Below are 18758 nucleotides of genomic sequence, written 5' to 3'. Positions count from 1 at the left end.
GCTCCTTGGCTGCTCATCAGGCCGGAACCACCACGTTCCGACGACGCGCCCGACCGAAGCCGCGCGCGTTTCGCAGGTCAGGCTTTCGCCAGGTCGATCGTAATTGTGTCCCAGCCAGCATCAGCGTGATCCCGAATTTGGAACCGCTGATAGGTTTTCGAGCCGACCACGCGGATCGCTTCCTTGATGGCGCGCATGGCCTCTTTCCAGCGCTCATCATCAATATCGAGCTGAAGGAGCGTAAAGATTTCCGAGCGGTTGATCTGGCCTTCCTTGTCGGTATCGAACGCTTTGGTAATCAGCGCGCGGATCTCGGGACGGCTGTCAGCGGACCATTCATTGAGGCATTCATCCACCAGCACCTTGGCCTGTTGCAGCTCAGGGCCGAACTCAATCTGGTCTGCGACGCGGATCTGAACCCGCATCAGCCCGTCATAGCTCATATAGGTGCGGTTACCCTTGGCCCCGCCGATCTTGGCCCCATATTCCTGTGCCAGCAGCGCATCGAGCGAACCCAGATCGTCAAAGACATGCCCTTTGAAGCGCGAAATCCGTTCGCTCAGCTCTTGAGCAAACCCAACCACCTTGCGAACTTCTTCATCCATCAGGCGGTCCTTGGGCTTGATCAGCTCAACGGGCATCAAAGCTCCTTTTGCGTCCCGCATGTGGGGCACACCATCTACGTCGATCACGCCCGGATTGGGCAGGTTGTCAGCTTGTTCGTTCATCGGCTTCTCCTTTGAGTGGGTTCAGGTCGCATTTCCGGCAAGCCGCCCATTGGGACAGCTTGTCGGGATGGGATGTGGACATGGGTGCGCCCGCCAGGCGTCGGCATTCCTCGTTCGAAATGCTGACACGCTGATGGGGACAGGCCACCTTGTTGCGATAGAGCTGCACGATCCGCGCACCATGCTTGCGCGTAACCAGGTCTAGGCTCTTTGCCGGATAGGTGCCGTTCAAAAGCATGGAAACCGAAGGGCGCTTCATGCCGGTTTCACGGGCAATCTGCGAAACCGACTTTCCCTCTTCGCGCTGCGCTCGCAGCAGGGTCAGCCATTCAGGATCAGGCAGTTCCAGGGTCAGACTTGGTCGCATGGGAAGTCCTCGCCTGAATTGAAATCGTGGATTGCGTTCTTCTTTTCGCTGTGGATTGGTGCCGACGGACCAAGGTTTTTCAGCAAAATGAACTGCTTGAAGCCATTGGAGCCGATGGCCGTCCCTTTCAGGCGTTGCTTGATCTCGCCGACAATCCCGGCTTTGCGAAGGGCGCGCACATAACGCATGGCGTTCTCATATTCGCGTTCTTCATTGCCTCGGCCCGCATCTGCAACCAGATCCCCCAGAGTGAACCGGCGACGAAACCGCATGGATGACCAGGCGCGCTGTCGGAACGTGTCCTTGGGGCGAGGTATGACGTTTGAAGGGCCATTTGGGCCCGAGCCGAACTCCACGCCGTCCTTGATGGCCTGCAGCCCTGCCTCTGTAGGCAACCAGGTGCTGGTGCGTACATGGCGGATGAAACCACGCCCCTCCAAACGGGAAAGCGCGTTATAAGCTTGCCGCCGGTTTAAACCAAAGTTGTCACGGACCTGCTGGACCGTGACTTCCTTGCCTTCTTCAAGTGACTTCAGCAGCGCTGTGGGCGCGGCTCCGGGCTTGCTTGGGGTCATTTGCGCCCCCCTGGCACCAGAATGGGCACCCCCTTCTGACGGTCGTTCATGATCGGCTGACCGGCCATATCCAGCATGGTGACCGGATCGTCACCATCGAGACGGCGACCGAAACGCTCAATCGCCATGATGGCGTCCAGGATTTCGCGGTTCAGACCGCGCGAGGCCCGCCAGACGAAATCGGTCAGGTCATCGGCAACGGGTACTTCGCACAGTTGCCCGATCATTGCGGCCGTATCGTCAAGCGAGGAGGTCTCAAACTTGACCTTGTTGGGGGCGCGGCTCTCGATCTGGGGGAAGCGGCGCAGGTCATCGCGCAGTTGGCCCATGCCGACCAGGATGGTGGGCAGGAAACGCAGATCAGAAATGCCCCGGATCGCTTCCATGATTTCGGCCCGGCGCGATACCAGGTCACACTCATCAATGACCAGGCCAAAGACCTCGCCGTTCAGTGCCGCCATCGTGGCGCGGTTCTCCAGTTCCTCCATCACGCGGGCGAACTTTTCGCGTTTGCCCCGGATCGTGTGGTAGGAAACGCCCAGTTCCGTCAGCAGGTCCTTGATAAACCAGTTGTAGTCCCAGCCCTTCTGCGCGCGCATGTAGACGCTGCCGGTCTGTGCGACCCAGCGGCTGAGCGTGGTGGTCTTGCCCAGTCCCGGCTGGCCGTCCACGACAACCAAGCAGGCCTCGACGGCACCACGCTCATCAAGCGATTTCAGTGCGCTGACAAACCGACGATAGTTTTCTGTTTCAACAAACGTTTTCCGCATGTTATGCTCTCCTCAGTTCTGACACCTTCGGGTGCCTATGCGACGGCACGGAGGAGGTTCCAAAGCGCCTCCGTGTCGACCCCCGCCAGCTCAAGCGCCTGCGTTGCAATTGGACGCTGCAGGCAATCCATCAGAAGTGCTGCTTGTTTGGGGGAAATCTCTTCAGGGTTATCCAGCGCCCATAGCGCCAGTTCTTCGTCGGATTCGAATGTCCGGCGGCGAGGCGCTGCGGGCTCGATCATCTCGGGCGGGTTGACCACCTCAACAGGCTGCGTGACCGGTTCTTCGGCTGGGGTGATATCCACCATCGGCACTTCATTCAGGTGTTCGACAAGGGTCGGTGCCCCACGTTCCGCCTCGACGGTTTCAACCTTGCGCGCCAGGCGGCGCAAACGGCCCTTAGCGCGATCTTCCACGGCCTTGCGCTCATATGACAGCGGCACATAGCGCTGCGCATTACCCATGAACTCGGCCACGCAGATCAGCCTGCCAGGCTGGCCGGACTCCACGTCGAACTCGCGCACCCAAACTTTGTCGGCCTGGTGATAGTCGTACCCGACCATGACTTTCTGTTCGTGATAGCGCTCCAGCTCGTGGTGGAAATAGGTGTTGGTATTCCACTGCACCTCGGCGCGACGGGCCACGCGGATCTCGTAGGGGCGGAACAGGTCATCAGCCTCGTCCTGGTCAATCGTGACCGGCTCGAAACCGTCAGCGACATGAGACGCCCAGCTTTCATTGGGTGTCAGGTGACGTTTCTTGCCTGTTTCGGGATCGCGGAACTTGGGCAAACCGCGATGAGGCTTGTTGTTGTGCTCATCGACCATCGCCTCGCACATGGCCACGAAATCAGCCCATTCCGGCAAGAGCCGGGACTGGCCAAACTGGTCAAGGTCGCGGCGCGTCATCTTATGGACCTTTTGCCCGGCCTCTTTATCCATGTCCGGCCCGATATAGGTCGGCAGGCGCTTGGCCAGCGTGTTCCAGACACTGTCGTTCGGCTTCTCGATGCGGCCCTTGGCCTGCGAGCCAAAGGGGGCTGCATGCATTTTGGTGATGCCCAACCGTCCCATCAGACCGCTGACATCGGCATCCATTGCCTTGTTCTTGTAGCCTGGTCCACGGTCGACGTAGAAAATGGCGCAGATCCCGTTTTCCTGACAGGACCGGCGCAAAGCCTCGGCCACAGTGATCCGGTTTTCCGAACGCGCCAGCGAAATTCCAACGATCTTGCGGGTCACAACGTCAATCACTGTCGTGATTTCCGGTCGGATCGGGCGGCCTGAGACGGGGTCAGCGATCTCGGCGTCGAACGTCTTGCCATCGGCTGAGTAAATCGTGGTCGGCCACATGCCTTCGGTTGTCCTGGTCACGTAAGCCATCCGCGAACGCAGGGTCAAAAGGCCTTCGCGACCGACGTGTTTCTCGATGTTGTTCAGACGGTTGCGCAGGATGTACTGGACCTGCGTCAGGGACAGCCGCTTTTCTTTCGGCGGGTCCGTTTTGAGATATTGCCTCAGCGCGTCCGCCGCCGACGGCTTCGAGCCAATGGCATAAAACTTGAGGAAATCCGAAAAACCGGGATGTATCGGGGCCTGCGCCTTTGGAGGCGTCGGCGCCAGGGCGACAATTCCGGCGTCTGAACGCGTTTTAAACCAGGCATAGACAGCGCTGCGCTTGATGGTTGCGACCACTCTACGATCATTTGCTACCTTCAGGCGCTCAGGATCTAGCTGAAAGCCGTCTGACGCTGTTAGGACCAAAGGATATGCGAGGCTTTCGACCTCACGCTCTGTCAGGAATTCTCCATTTTCGCGTCTCGCCTCAATGTCCTGACGAGCCAGATACTCGTCTTGTGCATCCAAGAACTGCGAAATCCCCCAGGCGCGCTTTTGTCCATTGGCAATCGCAAAACCATCAATTGAGGTCAGGATTTCAGCCCGTGCCTCCATGACTGCGCGGGCGCGTGGTGGCAAAGCATGGCTACGCACAGCGTCCAGCTTGGCTTGATCAGCGACGGCCTGTGCCTCGTGTCGCTGCACTGCTGAAGCCCGGACGAAATTGGCGTCCAACGACGCGCGCAGCCCTTCAGGCAGAAGAGAAAAATGGTACTCGAGCCCACCACCGCGCCCAGGCCGCTTTCGGCACAAGGTCTCGGGCAGATCGTTCCAACCTTCGCGAACGGCATAGTCTCTCACTCGGCGCTCTGTGTGCGGGAAGTTGGTGATGCCACGCGATTTTGCGAGTTCCGCCATTTCCCGAGCGCTGAAATAGACCTGCGTTTGCGAGGAGTCTGCCACTAGATCCGCCCCTGCCGCTTCAGAGCCGCGATAACGCGCTCTTCGTTTTCCAGGATCAGACGGTCAAACACCGGTTCCGGCAGTTTGCTAACGGTTTTGCGCAACGCGGTAAGCTGCTTTTCGATTGGATCAGGCACAACGCCACCCTCAAGCGCCTGGAGGGCACCTGAGACGTTGGTTACGTCATCGTCCCCCAGCACAAGGTCCAAAACCTGTGCCTGCAGCTTGTGAGATAGCTCTGAAAGCGCCTTCAGCTCGGTCTGTTTGCAGGCCAGCGCGGTGCCAACCAGCCGGTCGCGCGATGCTTGCGACAAATCGGTCCAAATTTTGACCGCAAGCTCGATCGAGCGCTTCGAAAGACCGATTTTTTCGGCGTTGGCACGGGCAAATCCGAAGATTTCCTGAGATTCCGAGGAGGAACGCAAACTTTGCGTTCCTCCTTCTTCTTGCTTCTTTGGAGAATTATGACCGTTCTTGGTATGCGGGTATTTCCGCTCCCAAACCTGTTTCAGCTCATATAGCGAATGGCAGCGGTCCAGTGCAATCAGTTCCTGACGGCCGAGGTTCTCCATTACTTCTTCCAGGCGCGCATCATCCGCCGTTTCAGCGGTCGATAGCGTGTAAGGAATGGACGCCCAGCCCAGCAATTCAGCCGCACGATAGCGGCGCAACCCTGACACCAGCTCAAACCGCTGACCGACAGGGCGCACCCGGATCGGATGCATCAGGCCTTGCGAGGCGATCAGGACTGCCAAACCCTCGACCCAAGCAGCATCCAGGCTGCGAGCGCGGTCTTTGGGCACGTCGATCAGGGTCATCGGCAAGGTCAGGGTCGTATCAGCCGTCATCTTTGCTCCAACCAGGTTTGGACGCGCGCAGATGGGTAGCGTGAGCGGCGGCGGTAGCTGCGCGCGTCCCGGCTTTGGCCCTCCTCAAAAGGGCCAACGGAATTCTAAAAAAATGACCGGGGGCGGAGAGGAGGAGGCCCCCGGTCAGTGCCCCGAAACCAGCAAGAATGCGCGGCGAGCAGGCAACGCAGCGCGGTTTCAGGGGGGTGCGAGCGACCATCAGGCGACCTCCTCGCAGTTATACTCGGCAAGAATGCGACGGGCGGCGATACGCCAGTTGACCACCAACTGGTCTTGCTGTTCGGCTATCACTTTGGCGGCGGAAGTAACACTCATGGCTGCGTCCCCGCCTCTTCCAAAAGACGATGCGCCAGCAACTCGCCGCAGATGTCAGAAAAATACATGCAGGCAATGGCCGCTTCGATCCTGGTGAGAGCGCCCGACGAGCGGGCGAATTCGAACAGGATATGATTGGGCACCAAACCATCAGAAGCAGATCCTGACTCCGACAAGCGATACGAAATCAAGTCCAGGCAGACCCCACGAAACCGCACCTGCTCTTCCGGGGCCAGCTGACCCACCGCATGATGCGGCTGCGGAGACGCAAAGGCACGCAATACATCGAGCGAAATCGGCGATGCTGCAATCTCTTCTGCGGATAAATGCGCCACTTTGTTCATACCCGAAGCCCTCTAAGTCCGTGGTACCGTATGTCCGATTTATCGGATAGTCAACACATTGCATCCGATTTTTCGGTCACTTTGAAGGCAGAAACTCCGTGCGCCAAGTGACGTTTTCTGCAACTCATCTAACGCCGAAACGAATCCAAACCCGGCACCCCTCAGAGAGAAAGAGACAAAATGGAAACACTAAAAATCGCCACGAAGCTCGGAAAACTCCTCACGTACATGGGCGCAAATGGCTTCGAAATCGAAGAGGTCACCGAACCAGACAAGATTTCCCAACTGGTAGCCCAGCTGGACAAACCCTACCTGACCCCAATGTCGTCACCCGACCACAACGACTTCACCGAAAACAACGTAATCTGCCTGGTCGCCAAAAAAAACGGCAAGCCCGCGATGATGGGCTGCGCACGCCTGGAAGACATTGGAGAAGAACCCGTCGGGCGCTATTGGTCTCGCGTTTTTGCTCGCGCATACGCGACGAAAGCCAACGAACAAATCATTGGCGAAACTCATCCTAAGATTGAAATTAGCCTACAGCGAAAACTCGTGTACTTTGGTGACCTCTTTGTCGCGCAGAAAACGCGAGGCAACAGGCTCCCACTACGAGCGTTCGTTGCCATCGGCCACCTTGCGGCCGCCCTGAAGTGGGACCCAGATTGGATTTACTGCTTTATTCGGGAACGTGACATCCTGCTCGGAGCAAGTGCAATGTACGGGTTCAATCGGGATTTTGGCCCCGCATTTAAGTGGCTCGGAGATCCGCCTCACCCCAGAGACCACTCAGAGCAACTTGTCGCAGTGGATAGGCTTGACATCCAGATGATGACCGAACGCACCGCCTTGGCAGTAGAACAATCGACCTCCCCCTACACAATCAACAGCGAAAAATTCAAGATAGCCTGATCATCGTCAGCACCCGAGACACGCAGCAGGCAACGAACAAAATCCATTTTGACGCGGACCGGATGGTTCGGCATCTGCACATCAAGGCTCTCTACAGTGGTCAATGACCCACGCTGGCAGGCCTCACTATAGTCTGCCAGCCAACTTTGTCGGAGCCCAGTATCGTCAACAGCATCTAGCGCGCTTTGCAGCAGCGCCTTATCGGGCGCCCCCATAGTAATAGCTGCCAAACTGGTCTCGCCGACTTCCTTTACACGAATTCCAGCATCCCCCTCTGCGGGCAGAAAATACTGATCGCAACGATCCATCCACTGAGCAAAGGCCTCAATCCGCTGACCAGATTTAGAGTGCATTCGCAGAAGCGCATCTGCGGAGAGCGACCCTACCACTTCCTGCCCACTAAGCGCCTCCACCACATGCCGAGAAAGAGGCATGACGTCTCCACTCACGGAGCGTGATCCTGACTGGAGGATAGCGCGCCCCACCAGGCCATCCAGGGAAACCCCGAGCAGCTCAGCAACTCGAGACATACCAAAAATCCCTGGCCCCGTTTTGCTAACATCAAGCCGCTCATCCCGCAGAATGTTGTATAGCGTCTTTCGACCAAGCCCCGCGTCTACAGACAAACTCCAGACGTCATCCCGATACTTCTCCGATGAATTTATCGCCAATTTCAGGTTCTTCCTAAACACACCAACGGCCTCGCATTCCTAAATTTAGGAATAATTCCTGCAGCACTTGACCGCACCAGTCAAGAAGTTGTTGAACTAAAGGTTGTAGAGATCGCTTGACAGGAAGTCATTTTGAGAGTTGGTGAGTTTGTGTCCGCCCTGACCAAAAGATCAGAAGAGCAGATCAGAACCCTTACGCGTCGACTGGAGGCAGGGGCTCGCCCAAAAGGATCAGCAGGCTATTCAACTTCTCTGGATTCTTCTGGATCAAATCCAAAAGACGCCTCGTCTGCGGCGACACCTCTAGCCCCAGCAAAACATACGAAAAGCTAATGCCGTTTTTCTCACACACGACAGCCAGCTTTGTAATGACAGGCTCCGTGTCGCTGCTGAGCAGATTCTGGACATACCCCTGCCCAAAGCCGGAGTTAATCGACGCAGCTCGCATAGAGATGCCCGCCTCATCCAACTTCTCAGCCAGTCGCCCTTTGATCGCCGCAATGTCAACCGTATCACTCATGGATAGATTATCCGATAAATCGGATAAAAATACACGTCCTTCATTTCGGACATTGACCATCCGTTTTATCGGATATAGCCATTGCATATGAGTTTCCCTGAGGCAGACAAACCGTCGGACAAAGAAACCGACACTCAAAAGCACATCAAGAGGCTGATAAAGCGGATTGAGTGCTTTTGCTCGGAGAAGTCCTGGAGCGAGGGCTACTTCAGCAAAGTTTCAGCCGGGGATGTAGGCGTTGTGGAGCGCCTAAGAACAACTGGCAAGGTAACCGGTGCCAAAATGGTTCAGATAGAGAAATACCTCGACTGCGCTACAGCTCAGTCGCTCTCTTCCCCTGACAACTAGACCTTTCTGATGAACTAGCGAAAGTTAGGAGATTGGCTTGCAAACTTTTGCCCCAACAAACAAAGCCTATTCTCCATTGTTTTCATACACTTAATGCGTAATCGCAAGAAACCCCGTGTAGCGGCAATCGCTACACAAGGCAGGATCGGCCACAATGGCGGTCCCGACATGGACGCACAGAAGCTATTTGAACTGATCGGCCCTCGCCAAGATGAGCCAGTAGAGCCTTTCGAGCGAGGCGCGCCATGGACAGCTCATGCCGATGATGACGAACTCAAGCGCCTGGGCGTCCTCCAGGGACGTATCACCCGGCGGGAACGTGCGCTAAAAGAGCTGAAGGCCGAACGCACCCGCATCATGAACCGCTGCATCCGCCGCATGAGGCGCAAGGATGGCAAGAACTGAGAAAGGGCCGCCGCATGGCATCACCAGCTGAAATCGCAAATGACATGGAGGCCCGCGCCCGCCTGCTGAGCCGCACCCATGTAGATGACAATGCCCAAGCCATGAAACGCGCAGCGGCGTGTATCCGCGACCTGATCCGCGAAAACGAGGTATTGGCGCACAATACCACTGTTACTGCCATCGTGACGCTGCCTGGTGGCCAAGCCAGCACCGACTAGCTTTAGCCAAGTCCCCGGCAATGTCCGAGGTCACGGCGCTTTTGTTCAGATCGGCCAGTTGAGCGCCCACGCCGCCGGGGCCCTGACCGCTCCCAGCCCAAAACAGACATCGCCGGTCGGCGTCCAGGGGCGGGGAGCGGACATTCGCGGCGTCCTGAACGTACGGCAGCGATGTGCAGAAACGGTTCCTTGGGCGATATGCGGCGATGGCGCGATTTGGGCTTACCGATGACTTTACTGTCAATAGGTGATATCGGGTACAGCAACTCGCCCTATTCATGGGATGAGTTATTTCAAATAGACAAGTTTTGTACTGAGGTGTCGGCATGGGCGAGGCAAAACGCCGTAAAGCGGTAGATCCTTATTTTGGAATGAAGCCAAAGCATGGGCGGGGAATCTTGCTCAGCGCGCCCATTTCCTACGACGGCAAGGCAATAGTGGCCAAGTCCAGTAGCGTTGATCCTGCAGAACTCCGGCGCGCAGCGCTTTTCTGGGACAGGCTTGTTTGGCCCGATAGCCAGATAATCAGCCTAGTTTCCAATGACGACGAAAAGCTCCTTGAGAGGGAAGGATTGCTTATCCGTCCGAGACCAACTCGGTACAACGATGCTGCGGGCGTAGGCTATATGTCAGCAATGATGCTGATCACTGGATCTACAAACATCACAATTGGAATTGAGCAAGCCAAACACTTTGCCCAACAGCACATCGATGAATTTCTCGATCTAGAACGCGGTGAGCCCGGACAATGGACCTTGTCTCAAGGAGAGGGGTCATTTGTGATGAAGAACAAGAACTTCGTAGAAGGGCGAGGGCAACTCGTGACTCTTTCACGGGCGATCCCCCTACCAGACCCCAATTACCCGCTACATGACCTCCTGGAGTTCAAGCAGAAACGGCGCGATGAAATCGTTGCGCTGACGCATGAGTTAGACAAGTTTTTCTCACAAATCGCCAATGCAAAGGACGCCGACTTTGAAATGTCCCGACTGGTGCGGGTAGTGGACAAGCAATGCAGTGACATGCTTAAGGCGGCCAAGGAAAGTAAACGGAAGTTCTATTTGGGCGATTTAAGCTTCTCATTGTCGCTCGATAGCATTGAGAGCGCGGCAAATAGGATTATAGCTTGGGAGGCGGGCGGCATAGTCGCTACAGGTTTGCCAATTGTAGGCGGCGTTCTGGGTGGAGCTGCATCACTCGTTTCTTTCTCACGCGGCATTGGTGCAAGAAATCTTGTGACCCGCGAGAGTCCTTTCAGGGTGGTAAGCTCGATACATAAAGAGCTAGTCTGAGTGGCGCAGATGTCATTGGTGAGCTTTGACCGATCGCCCGTGGCGACTCGGCGGGTATTGTTCAACCACTGACATTGGCTTCGCTCGGTCCGCCGCCGCGCACAGCAGGAACGGCCGCTTCGGGCTGGTATTGGTCATCCGCTGCACCTGGCACGAAGGCCCGGTAAGGGCCGATAGCGACAGCATCCGCGAACAGACTGTAAGACCGAGTTGCGGACGAAGTGTGAGTTCGCTGCAAGTGCGCCGATGTCCGCTTTGATTAGGTCAACAAATGGTGACTTTTGCACTGGTCGGGCCAATCGGAAGGTTAATTCAATCCTTCTGGGGCGGTTCCGTTCGCTGCGCTTGCATGGGACGCCACGACACATAAATGGTCTCGCGGCACCCTTCACAGTCGAAGTGAATGTGTTGATCGGTCCTGAGTTTCTCAACCATCCGCTTGGGAATGTCGCGGGATGCTTCACAAGCGCGACAGACAATCTCAAAGGTTCTGCGCCCGAAGGACATGTCAGACTGGACGTATACATAGCTTTCATCACAATCGGGATTTATACAGTTAATAGTCTGCCCGTCCTTTAGCAGTTCAAGCCGCCGCTTGTTCCTTGAACCGCAGACACATTCAAAAGAAACTTCCTCGCCCATGCCGGTAAACATCAACGTGCTTTCGGATATTTGCTTAATTTCAGCAAGAGCCTGTTTGACCTTAGATGCTATCGCTTGCATGTCGCCGTATTGTTTGACGGTCGTATCTTTCGAAGTCGGGATTTCGATATGCAGGGCGAGTTTTGCAAGCCCGTTCCATAGTTTCCCGAGCTTGTTGGGTGCGAAGCCGACTTGAGTGCCGACGGGAAGCCACTCCATCGCCTCGTAATCCTCACGAGTGGGCGGAGGAGACCCTTCTGGCATCGGTTCCCGCGCTATGGACAGCGTAAAGGTTTCGGCAGCTTTGGCATCAACCTCTTGAATGAGCGTCTTCACAATGTCGCTCGGCTGCCATTTCCTCAGATCATCGTGGGAAATATAATCATGTGCTAGCCGGAGACGTTCATAGCAAATTCTCTCGATAGCCAGACGGCACTCAAGAGCGGCGTAGGTCACACTCGCTTCAGTATTTTCTTCGAGAAGTTTCTCAATCTGTGAAATCGTTGGTTCTAAGTTGATCAAGACCGCCTCCGCGTAGGCTTTCAATACTAAAATCTTATGCCGCTCGATATCTACCTTCAATCGAATGCGTGTTACAGGACATCCTGCGAATAGCTGTCATTCATCCACAGCGCAGCATTCCGTACTTTGGGCTCGGAGCCGACCTTCGCTGCATCGAGCATGAACGTCAGCTTTTGATATTGCGCCCAGTCTTAGATAGACTGAGCGACAGCCTTATCGGGATGAGGGCGGCAATCAACTGAGAATTTGCACCGACTAGCTTTTCAGACGTCCGAGTTTGGAGCGGATACATTCTGCAGGTTCAGGACCATCTAACTGTTAGAAATAAGGCCTTTTCGTTTCGTACTGACACCCTGAGCCAAACTCGGACGTCGCGTCCGAGTTTTTTTGTGACAACTTCTGGATTTTAGTCCGAAACCTCCGGCAATGGCGGTTGATTTTTTTATTGTTATCAAACCGTTCCTAAATGCGCGCTTTGTGTCCGAGTTTTGCAAGTGTTTGTTCAATGAATGTCAGCAAAGCCGCCCTTTTTACCCCCTCACTTGCATTCACCGTTCGGCGCATCAAGCGCGCACAACACGCATTCCTATATTGATTACAATGGCTTGCATGAACTCGGACGATCTAGAGGTTCTATCCAGAAGTTAGTACCCCCCTACAGTCACCCGATGAAAACGTCAAATCGCCGCGACCAGCCCCTTGCAGAGCCCGAAATTATCCTTTAATCCGCCCCTACCACTACGGCGGCGAGTTGGCGGAGTGGTGACGCAGCGGATTGCAAATCCGTGTACACCGGTTCGATTCCGGTACTCGCCTCCAATTATCACCACATTACAGCAACTTAAGGGGATGCAATGGGCATGACCCCCTATAGCCCCCACCAGAAGTCTCCGTTCTTGGTAGGTCAACGATCCGCATCATTGTTCGCTTCGAGACTTGTGTATGACCAGCTACCGTGTATGACCAGCTACCAGAAAAACGGGTTCAGTTAGCGCCCCAGGAAGTCACATCGCAACAACCAGCTCTAGACACACCGGCAGCAAGAGTCCGATAAGCGATAGCAGCGCTATACTCGAAAGAAACCAAGGTCGCCCGGTTGCACTAGACGGCTTCAACATAGCCTATCTACAACCCCGGATATCAGACCACCTTGGAAAGGTGCGCCATATATGCTCTACCTAAGCCAACTTGATCTGAATACTCAGCCAGCAGTTGATTCCGAACCGGCCGACAAACAGCTCTTGGCCAAATAAAAACATGACGAGACAAATACTTAAATGACAGATGGCGCTTCAAACCCGAAAGGCACACCTGACCCAAAATCGGTAAAGCCAGCTTACGAAACACCCTTTGGTAGCGTCCTAGAGGGGAAAATTGAAGATGCGCTGGAGAGCGAGCACCTCAATCGCCTAAAGGGCAAGGTCAATCTAATTCTGACATCGCCCCCCTACCCATTGGTTCGGAAGAAACAGTACGGCAATTCAAACGGACAGGAGTATTTGGATTGGTTGTCTTCATTGGCAGTTGGCCTAAGCGACTTGCTCGCAGATGACGGCTCAATTGTCGTGGAAATTGGTAATGCTTGGGAACCGGGCTCACCCACAATGTCAACTTTGCCACTGGAAGCGCTCATGGCTTTCAAACGCAAAGCCAACCTAAACCTCTGCCAACACGTTATCTGTCACAACCCAGCGAGACTGCCCAGCCCAGCCGCGTGGGTCAATGTGAAGCGTATACGACTGAAAGATTCTTTCACTCACGTTTGGTGGATGTCGAAGAGCGAATATCCAAAGGCTGATAACCGCAAGGTATTGAATCCTTATAGTAAGGATATGAAGCGCCTGCTCAAAAGAAAGAGCTACAATGCCGGAGCTCGCCCTTCTGGTCACGTGATTTCTGAGACTGGTTTTTTGAATGACCATGGTGGTGCCATCGGACCAAATGTCCTTGACCTAGAAGGAACCGCCTTCCCCGAAGCACTTTTAAAGTACTCTGGAACTCAGTGGGACGCCAAGTACAGAGCGTATTGTAAAGAAAAAGAGCTGCCAGCGCACCCCGCGAGGATGCAATCGGCGCTATCCGCTTTTTTCATTCAGTTCCTAACCGATGAGGATGATCTGGTGTTCGACCCATTCTTAGGATCGAACACGACCGGGGCTGTTGCGCAAGAACTCGGACGCCGCTGGTTGGGCGTGGAAGCCAAGAGCGAATATATTGAAGGCTCGAAGGGGCGCTTCGAAGAGATTGTAGAGCGCGCCTAGATTATGGAATTTCTTTTTGACGGTTACTGAAAGCGAAAAAACCAACGAAGCCCACGCGTACTTTGGCAACCTTTCCTCGCTGCCATTGGAAACGGAGTATCGCACCACCAAGGATGATCCAGTCGGCCACTTCTATGCGAGGTGTCTCAGGAATTCAGGCCTCTATGAAAGGGCCGTGGGTTACTTTAGCTCCTCTGTTTTCCATGTTGTCGGCGCACCAGTTCAAGAATTTGCACTGAAAGGCGGAAAAATCCGTCTGATTTGTTCTCCCTCGCTTAGTCCCGAAGATATTGAAGCAATCGCCGGAGGGTATGCTGACCGGGACAAAGTGATATCAGACGCTCTAAAAAAGGATATAGACCGACTTATTGCAGACGAAAACACCAATCCAAACACTCGAATTCTATCAACTTTGATTGCCTGTGGCACGCTCGATATCAAATTGGCCACACCAAAAGTAGGTCGAGGAATCTACCACGAAAAACTAGGTGTGTTTTCTGACACCCTTGGACACCACGTCTCTTTCCGAGGATCGACAAATGAAACTTGGAACGGGTGGCATGATGACGGCAACTTCGAAACCATCGAGGTCTTTTGTAGCTGGCGAGGTGGCCTTGAAGAAGAAAGGGTCAACAAACACCTAAACCACTTCCACTCGATGTGGAGTGGCGAGGATACAGATTTGGATGTAATCCCATTTCCCTCATCGGTTCGGGAGTATTTGGATCAATTTTCACTCGGTAGCCTGAAAGACCTGAGAACCGTCGAGGCTAACCCGCCCTCCGAAAAACGAGAAAGGGATCCTCTTGAGCACCAAAAACTTGCCGTCCTTCGCTGGAAGCAGCAGGGATGTCGAGGAATATTCGAACACGCGACCGGAACTGGTAAGACATTTACGGCCATTTTGGCAATTAAGGAACATGTGCTTACAGGCAATCCCGCACTGATTTTGGTGCCCAGCAAATTGCTACACGGCCAATGGCATGAGGAGATTGTATCTGAGATTCCAGAGGCAACGATTTTGCTGGCCGGTTCTGGAAACACCAAATGGAAGCAAACCGGACGGCTCGCTGCAATGTGTGACCCTGACACCAGCCTAGGGGCTCGTGTCGTAATCGCAACAATGAAGACTGCAAGCTCTGCTCAATTCCGCGCGTTGGTTGGAAGTGGAGCCAATTTGCTAATCGTGGCCGACGAAGTTCATCAGATCGGTAGCCCCCAAAACTCAAAGTGCCTTGAGATTAATGCCGAATGTCGCCTTGGGTTGAGCGCTACACCGAAACGGTTTGGCGACCCTGAGGGAACATCTAAGATTTTCAACTATTTCGGACCGGTTGTTCCGCCCGCGATATCGCTAACAGATGCGATAAAGATGGATCGTCTAGTTCCATACGAGTATTTTCCACACCCAGTAAACTTGAGTGCTTCCGAAGCAGACGAGTGGCGTGAGTACACCAGACGCATTCGCAATGAGATGGCGCGGCTCAAAGAGGATGAAACCGGTCACAAGGTGCTTACGGAACGCGTCAAGATGTTGCTGATACAAAGATCAAGGATCGCAAAGAAGGCAACTGCAAAGGTCGATCTAGCGCAGCGGGTTGTGTTGTCTGAGTATGCGGAAGGCCAAAGCTGGCTGGTCTACTGTGAAGACAGTGAACAACTTGCAGAAGTGATTGATTCACTCCGAAGCAATGGCATAAGCCCTATAGAATACCACTCAAACATGAGTGGCGACGGTGAAGCCACTCTTGAGTGGTTCAGGAAATACGGTGGCGTCCTCGTATCCATTAAGTGTTTGGATGAGGGAGTAGACATTCCCGCAGTGTCTCACGCGTTGATACTTGCCTCTTCCCAGAACCCTCGACAGTTCATTCAACGGCGGGGCCGAGTTCTGCGAAAGTCAGACCACAAATACATGGCGGTGGTTCACGACGCTATAGTAGTTCCTGTTGACCCGGAATCCGAACCAGATCAGCTTAGCCTGCTAAGCTCAGAACTGGTCAGGTCTGTGGAGTTCGCCGCCAATTCCATCAACCGATCAGCAAGTGCAGAGTTGAGAGAAATAGCAATCAGAATGCAAATCGATGTCGACGGTTTGCTCTCTCTAGAAGGTATAGAAGAAGATGACGACTCCTGAAAATGACATTGCGCTATCAACATTGATTTCTGCCAGAGAAAGCATCGCACCAAACCTAGACAATGATATCGTCCAAAAATGCTACCTGATCCAAAAAAAGTACCAATTCAGTGACGACAGAAGTCTTTCCCTAGCAGCAATGGAGCGACTGGTTGAAGCCGCCCTTGAACGCAGAGTTCCCTCTGCAGAGGACGCAAAATGAAATTAGTACAACTCAAAGCCAAAAACTTCATGCCATTCAAGGAACAACTGTCCCTTGATTTTCCCACCGACGAGTCGCGCAATATTATGCTGGTGCTGGGTGACAACATGCGCGGTAAGACATCCCTACTGAATGCAATCAGATGGGGCCTCTACGGAAAGGCGATCGGAAGACACTCTCGACAAATTCCGTTGCATTTGATCGCGAACAAGGATGCAACTTTAGAGGATGATTGGAGCATTGAGGTTTTTCTTAAATTTCAAGAGGGGGAAAACCTTTACGAAGTGAGGCGCACAGCAGACCGCCGCTCACATGTCGTCGCCCCGTCAAAAAACGCTGATTTCCAAACAAGCGTTTATCTGCGCAAGAATGGGAACTTGGTTAGCGGAGCAGATGTAGAATCCGAAATCAATCAGGCTGCGCCTGAACAGATTTCGCGCTTCTTCCTCTTCGACGGCGAACTTCTACAAGAGTACGAGGAACTGCTGGTCGAAGGTAGCGATCAAGGAAGACGAATTAAGGACACCATTGAACAAGTTTTGGGGGTTCCATCTCTTACCATGGGGCGCGACGAGTTGAAGGCGATGCTCCGAGATGCGCAAAAAAAGCAGGCTCAAGCCATGGCCCAAATCAATAGCCTTAAGGGAGCGGCTCAGGACTCTGAACGATTGACCACGGAGCTAGAGGCAAGGGAAGAGGACTTAAAGCAGCTTGCCGACAAGCTTTCCAACACCCGCACTCGTCGAGAAAACTTGGACGAAGAGCTCGAAGCTGCCGCATCATTGATAGCATTGGATGAACGCTTGAAAGCAGCAAAGCAAAAAGTGGGTGAACTAAGAACTGCTATAGACGAGAAGTCAGACGAACGCCGAAAGGTAATTTCCTCATCTTGGCGCGATATGCTGAGCGCGAAAATCTCCGCTAAGAAGTCATCTCTTCTGGCGCAACAAGAAACATTGCAAGAAAGTAGCAATGAAGATGCAATCCTTAGCAACAGACTCGTGGAAACACAGCGGCTATTAGAAACCGCGACCTGCCCGACGTGTCAGCAGCAAATCTCTGACGAGCGCAGGGAGTATTTCGGCCGCATTGTTGCAGAACTCGAAGAGAAAGTTGCTCGGCAGATCGACGCATCATCCGATCTACGATCCATCATGATGAAACTATCCAAGCTGGACCGCGTAGGTCGAGTCGAAGCCAAGGACCGCCTACAATCGCTCGAAAAAGAACTACGAACTGCGAACGTGAACCTTCAGAAAACTGAAAACGCAATAGTAGAGCTTGAAGACAAGATTGAAGGAAGCGATCCCACCGCGCTGACTCGAAAACGCCTCGAACGGGACGAAAAACTGCGTGAAGAAGGGCGTCTGACGGAAGACATAAAGCTGGTAAAATCGGATATTCAAAAAACGAATGAAAAACTGACAGTACTTCAGTCTCGAATTCGTGGAATGTCAGGAGGAAGATCGGAGCGAGCTACTGCCAAGGTAACCTTGGTCAGCGAGCTTCACGATGTCTTTGACGCCAGTATCGAGCACCTACGCGACCAACTGCGAACGACAGTCGAAGCCAAGTCCAGCGCAGCATTTAGGGCGATGACAACCCAGTCCGCCTACCAAGGTCTGAAAATTAACGAAAACTATGGTTTGAGCATCCTCGACAGCGCCGGACGCGAAGTTTCCCTTCGTAGCGCGGGGGCGGAACAGGTCGTAGCATTGTCGCTTATCGACGGCCTAAACCGTACTGGGCGATCGACCGGACCGGTCATAATGGACACACCATTCGGTCGTTTGGACATGCAGCACAGGGACAATATCCTCAGCTACCTGCCGAGTGTAACAAGTCAGTTTGTACTTCTTGTCCATAGTGGCGAAATCCGGCCGGAGACGGACTTGGCTTCGGTCAAAGACAAAATTGGTGCCGTGTACAAGATATCCGAGATATCTGAGACACAATCAAAAGTAGAAAGGGCGTCGATTTGATTGAGCAAGAAGTTGTTACAATCGGCCTTACCCAAGAAGCCGATGACATGTTGGAAGCGATGGTTGATGACGGCACATTTGCACAGAAAGTCGATGGATATCGCTTCGCCTTCTCCTTGGCTCTTGCCCAAGGCGCACAGCCCGGTGAACTATCCAAACGCAAGACCATTTTTAATGTCGGAACAGTTGACCCCGACAATACCCTCCAGGACATCATCGAAGAGCTCGCGCCTGAATTGCTTACCAAGTCGAGCCCGTATCGGGCAATCGAAAGGCTCGCGGAGTGGGGCGTACGTGAACTGTACCAGCAAGCAATTGGACCGGGCATCGACTTTGTCGGTCTCCTGACAGAGGTAGAAGAAGTGAACGGGGAGTAAAAAC

Annotated in this window: 19 protein-coding genes, 1 tRNA gene and 1 other RNA gene; 10 read left to right on the top strand and 11 right to left on the bottom strand. The window is 53.9% G+C overall.

Annotation, left to right across the window (positions count from 1 at the left end; genetic code table 11):
• Positions 1-3: 3 nt before the first annotated feature.
• The 8 genes from ACP15O_RS01530 to ACP15O_RS01495 all read right to left on the bottom strand — a co-directional run bounded on the left by ACP15O_RS01530 (position 4) and on the right by ACP15O_RS01495 (position 6268).
• Positions 4-76, bottom strand: an RNA gene (locus ACP15O_RS01530) — hammerhead ribozyme type II.
• A gap of 1 nt (position 77) precedes the next feature.
• The gene (locus tag ACP15O_RS01525) at positions 78-728 is read right to left on the bottom strand and encodes a DUF3164 family protein (protein WP_425094264.1); all 651 of its coding nucleotides are present in this window, start codon (positions 726-728) and stop codon (positions 78-80) included.
• On the bottom strand, positions 712-1095 hold the full coding sequence (locus ACP15O_RS01520; protein ID WP_425094263.1) for a MarR family transcriptional regulator: 384 nt from the start codon (positions 1093-1095) through the stop codon (positions 712-714). Before ACP15O_RS01520 ends, ACP15O_RS01525 begins: the two co-directional genes overlap by 17 nt.
• On the bottom strand, positions 1080-1670 hold the full coding sequence (locus ACP15O_RS01515) for a hypothetical protein (RefSeq protein WP_425094262.1): 591 nt from the start codon (positions 1668-1670) through the stop codon (positions 1080-1082). Before ACP15O_RS01515 ends, ACP15O_RS01520 begins: the two co-directional genes overlap by 16 nt.
• Positions 1667-2440: an AAA family ATPase gene (locus ACP15O_RS01510; RefSeq protein WP_425094261.1), complete on the bottom strand. Its 774-nt coding sequence runs from the start codon at positions 2438-2440 to the stop codon at positions 1667-1669. The genes ACP15O_RS01515 and ACP15O_RS01510 overlap by 4 nt, the downstream gene beginning before the upstream one ends.
• Positions 2441-2475: 35 nt before the next feature.
• A complete protein-coding gene (locus ACP15O_RS01505) occupies positions 2476-4740 on the bottom strand; it encodes a Mu transposase C-terminal domain-containing protein (RefSeq protein ID WP_425094260.1) in 2265 nt (754 codons plus the stop codon).
• Positions 4740-5588, bottom strand: a complete 849-nt coding sequence (locus ACP15O_RS01500) for a ParB/RepB/Spo0J family partition protein (RefSeq protein WP_425094259.1) — start codon at positions 5586-5588, stop codon at positions 4740-4742. Before ACP15O_RS01500 ends, ACP15O_RS01505 begins: the two co-directional genes overlap by 1 nt.
• A gap of 332 nt (positions 5589-5920) precedes the next feature.
• Entirely contained in the window at positions 5921-6268 is a 348-nt protein-coding gene (locus ACP15O_RS01495) for a hypothetical protein (RefSeq protein ID WP_425094258.1), read from the bottom strand.
• 180 nt (positions 6269-6448) lie between these two features.
• On the opposite strand from ACP15O_RS01495, the gene ACP15O_RS01490 reads away from it, so the two are divergent.
• Positions 6449-7177 carry a hypothetical protein gene (locus ACP15O_RS01490; RefSeq protein WP_425094257.1) on the top strand — a complete coding sequence of 243 codons (729 nt, stop codon included), beginning with the start codon at positions 6449-6451 and terminating at the stop codon, positions 7175-7177.
• Here ACP15O_RS01490 and ACP15O_RS01485 read toward each other — a convergent pair.
• Positions 7141-7869: a hypothetical protein gene (locus tag ACP15O_RS01485; RefSeq protein WP_425094256.1), complete on the bottom strand. Its 729-nt coding sequence runs from the start codon at positions 7867-7869 to the stop codon at positions 7141-7143. The genes ACP15O_RS01490 and ACP15O_RS01485 overlap by 37 nt on opposite strands.
• Before the next feature lie 172 nt (positions 7870-8041).
• Positions 8042-8455 carry a hypothetical protein gene (locus ACP15O_RS01480; RefSeq protein WP_425094255.1) on the bottom strand — a complete coding sequence of 138 codons (414 nt, stop codon included), beginning with the start codon at positions 8453-8455 and terminating at the stop codon, positions 8042-8044.
• A gap of 429 nt (positions 8456-8884) precedes the next feature.
• Here ACP15O_RS01480 and ACP15O_RS01475 point away from each other — a divergent pair, with 429 nt between their 5' ends.
• From ACP15O_RS01475 to ACP15O_RS01465, 3 genes are all read left to right on the top strand, one after another.
• On the top strand, positions 8885-9121 hold the full coding sequence (locus ACP15O_RS01475; protein WP_425094254.1) for a hypothetical protein: 237 nt from the start codon (positions 8885-8887) through the stop codon (positions 9119-9121).
• Positions 9122-9135: 14 nt separating this feature from the next.
• Positions 9136-9339: a hypothetical protein gene (locus tag ACP15O_RS01470; protein WP_425094253.1), complete on the top strand. Its 204-nt coding sequence runs from the start codon at positions 9136-9138 to the stop codon at positions 9337-9339.
• Positions 9340-9665: 326 nt separating this feature from the next.
• Positions 9666-10631, top strand: a complete 966-nt coding sequence (locus tag ACP15O_RS01465) for a DUF6236 family protein (RefSeq protein WP_425094252.1) — start codon at positions 9666-9668, stop codon at positions 10629-10631.
• Positions 10632-10943: 312 nt separating this feature from the next.
• On the opposite strand, the gene ACP15O_RS01460 is transcribed toward ACP15O_RS01465, so the two are convergent.
• Positions 10944-11819, bottom strand: a complete 876-nt coding sequence (locus ACP15O_RS01460; RefSeq protein ID WP_425094251.1) for a hypothetical protein — start codon at positions 11817-11819, stop codon at positions 10944-10946.
• 721 nt (positions 11820-12540) lie between these two features.
• Here ACP15O_RS01460 and ACP15O_RS01455 point away from each other — a divergent pair.
• The 6 genes from ACP15O_RS01455 to ACP15O_RS01430 all read left to right on the top strand — a co-directional run bounded on the left by ACP15O_RS01455 (position 12541) and on the right by ACP15O_RS01430 (position 18754).
• Positions 12541-12614, top strand: a tRNA-Cys gene (locus tag ACP15O_RS01455).
• 458 nt (positions 12615-13072) lie between these two features.
• The gene (locus ACP15O_RS01450; protein ID WP_425094250.1) at positions 13073-14056 is read left to right on the top strand and encodes a DNA-methyltransferase; all 984 of its coding nucleotides are present in this window, start codon (positions 13073-13075) and stop codon (positions 14054-14056) included.
• 16 nt (positions 14057-14072) lie between these two features.
• The gene (locus ACP15O_RS01445; protein ID WP_425094249.1) at positions 14073-16193 is read left to right on the top strand and encodes a DEAD/DEAH box helicase family protein; all 2121 of its coding nucleotides are present in this window, start codon (positions 14073-14075) and stop codon (positions 16191-16193) included.
• Complete coding sequence (locus tag ACP15O_RS01440) at positions 16180-16395, top strand: hypothetical protein (RefSeq protein WP_425094248.1); 216 nt, start codon at positions 16180-16182, stop codon at positions 16393-16395. The genes ACP15O_RS01445 and ACP15O_RS01440 overlap by 14 nt, the downstream gene beginning before the upstream one ends.
• Positions 16392-18377 carry an AAA family ATPase gene (locus tag ACP15O_RS01435; protein WP_425094247.1) on the top strand — a complete coding sequence of 662 codons (1986 nt, stop codon included), beginning with the start codon at positions 16392-16394 and terminating at the stop codon, positions 18375-18377. Before ACP15O_RS01440 ends, ACP15O_RS01435 begins: the two co-directional genes overlap by 4 nt.
• On the top strand, positions 18374-18754 hold the full coding sequence (locus ACP15O_RS01430) for a hypothetical protein (RefSeq protein WP_425094246.1): 381 nt from the start codon (positions 18374-18376) through the stop codon (positions 18752-18754). Before ACP15O_RS01435 ends, ACP15O_RS01430 begins: the two co-directional genes overlap by 4 nt.
• The last annotated feature ends 4 nt before the right edge of the window (positions 18755-18758 follow it).

The sequence above is a fragment of the Youngimonas ophiurae (nom. illeg.) genome, from assembly GCF_049803795.1.
Classification (GTDB): Bacteria; Pseudomonadota; Alphaproteobacteria; order Rhodobacterales; family Rhodobacteraceae; genus Thalassobius.
Note: the sequence above shows the minus strand (reverse complement) of the source record. Positions and strands in the feature narration are given on the sequence as shown.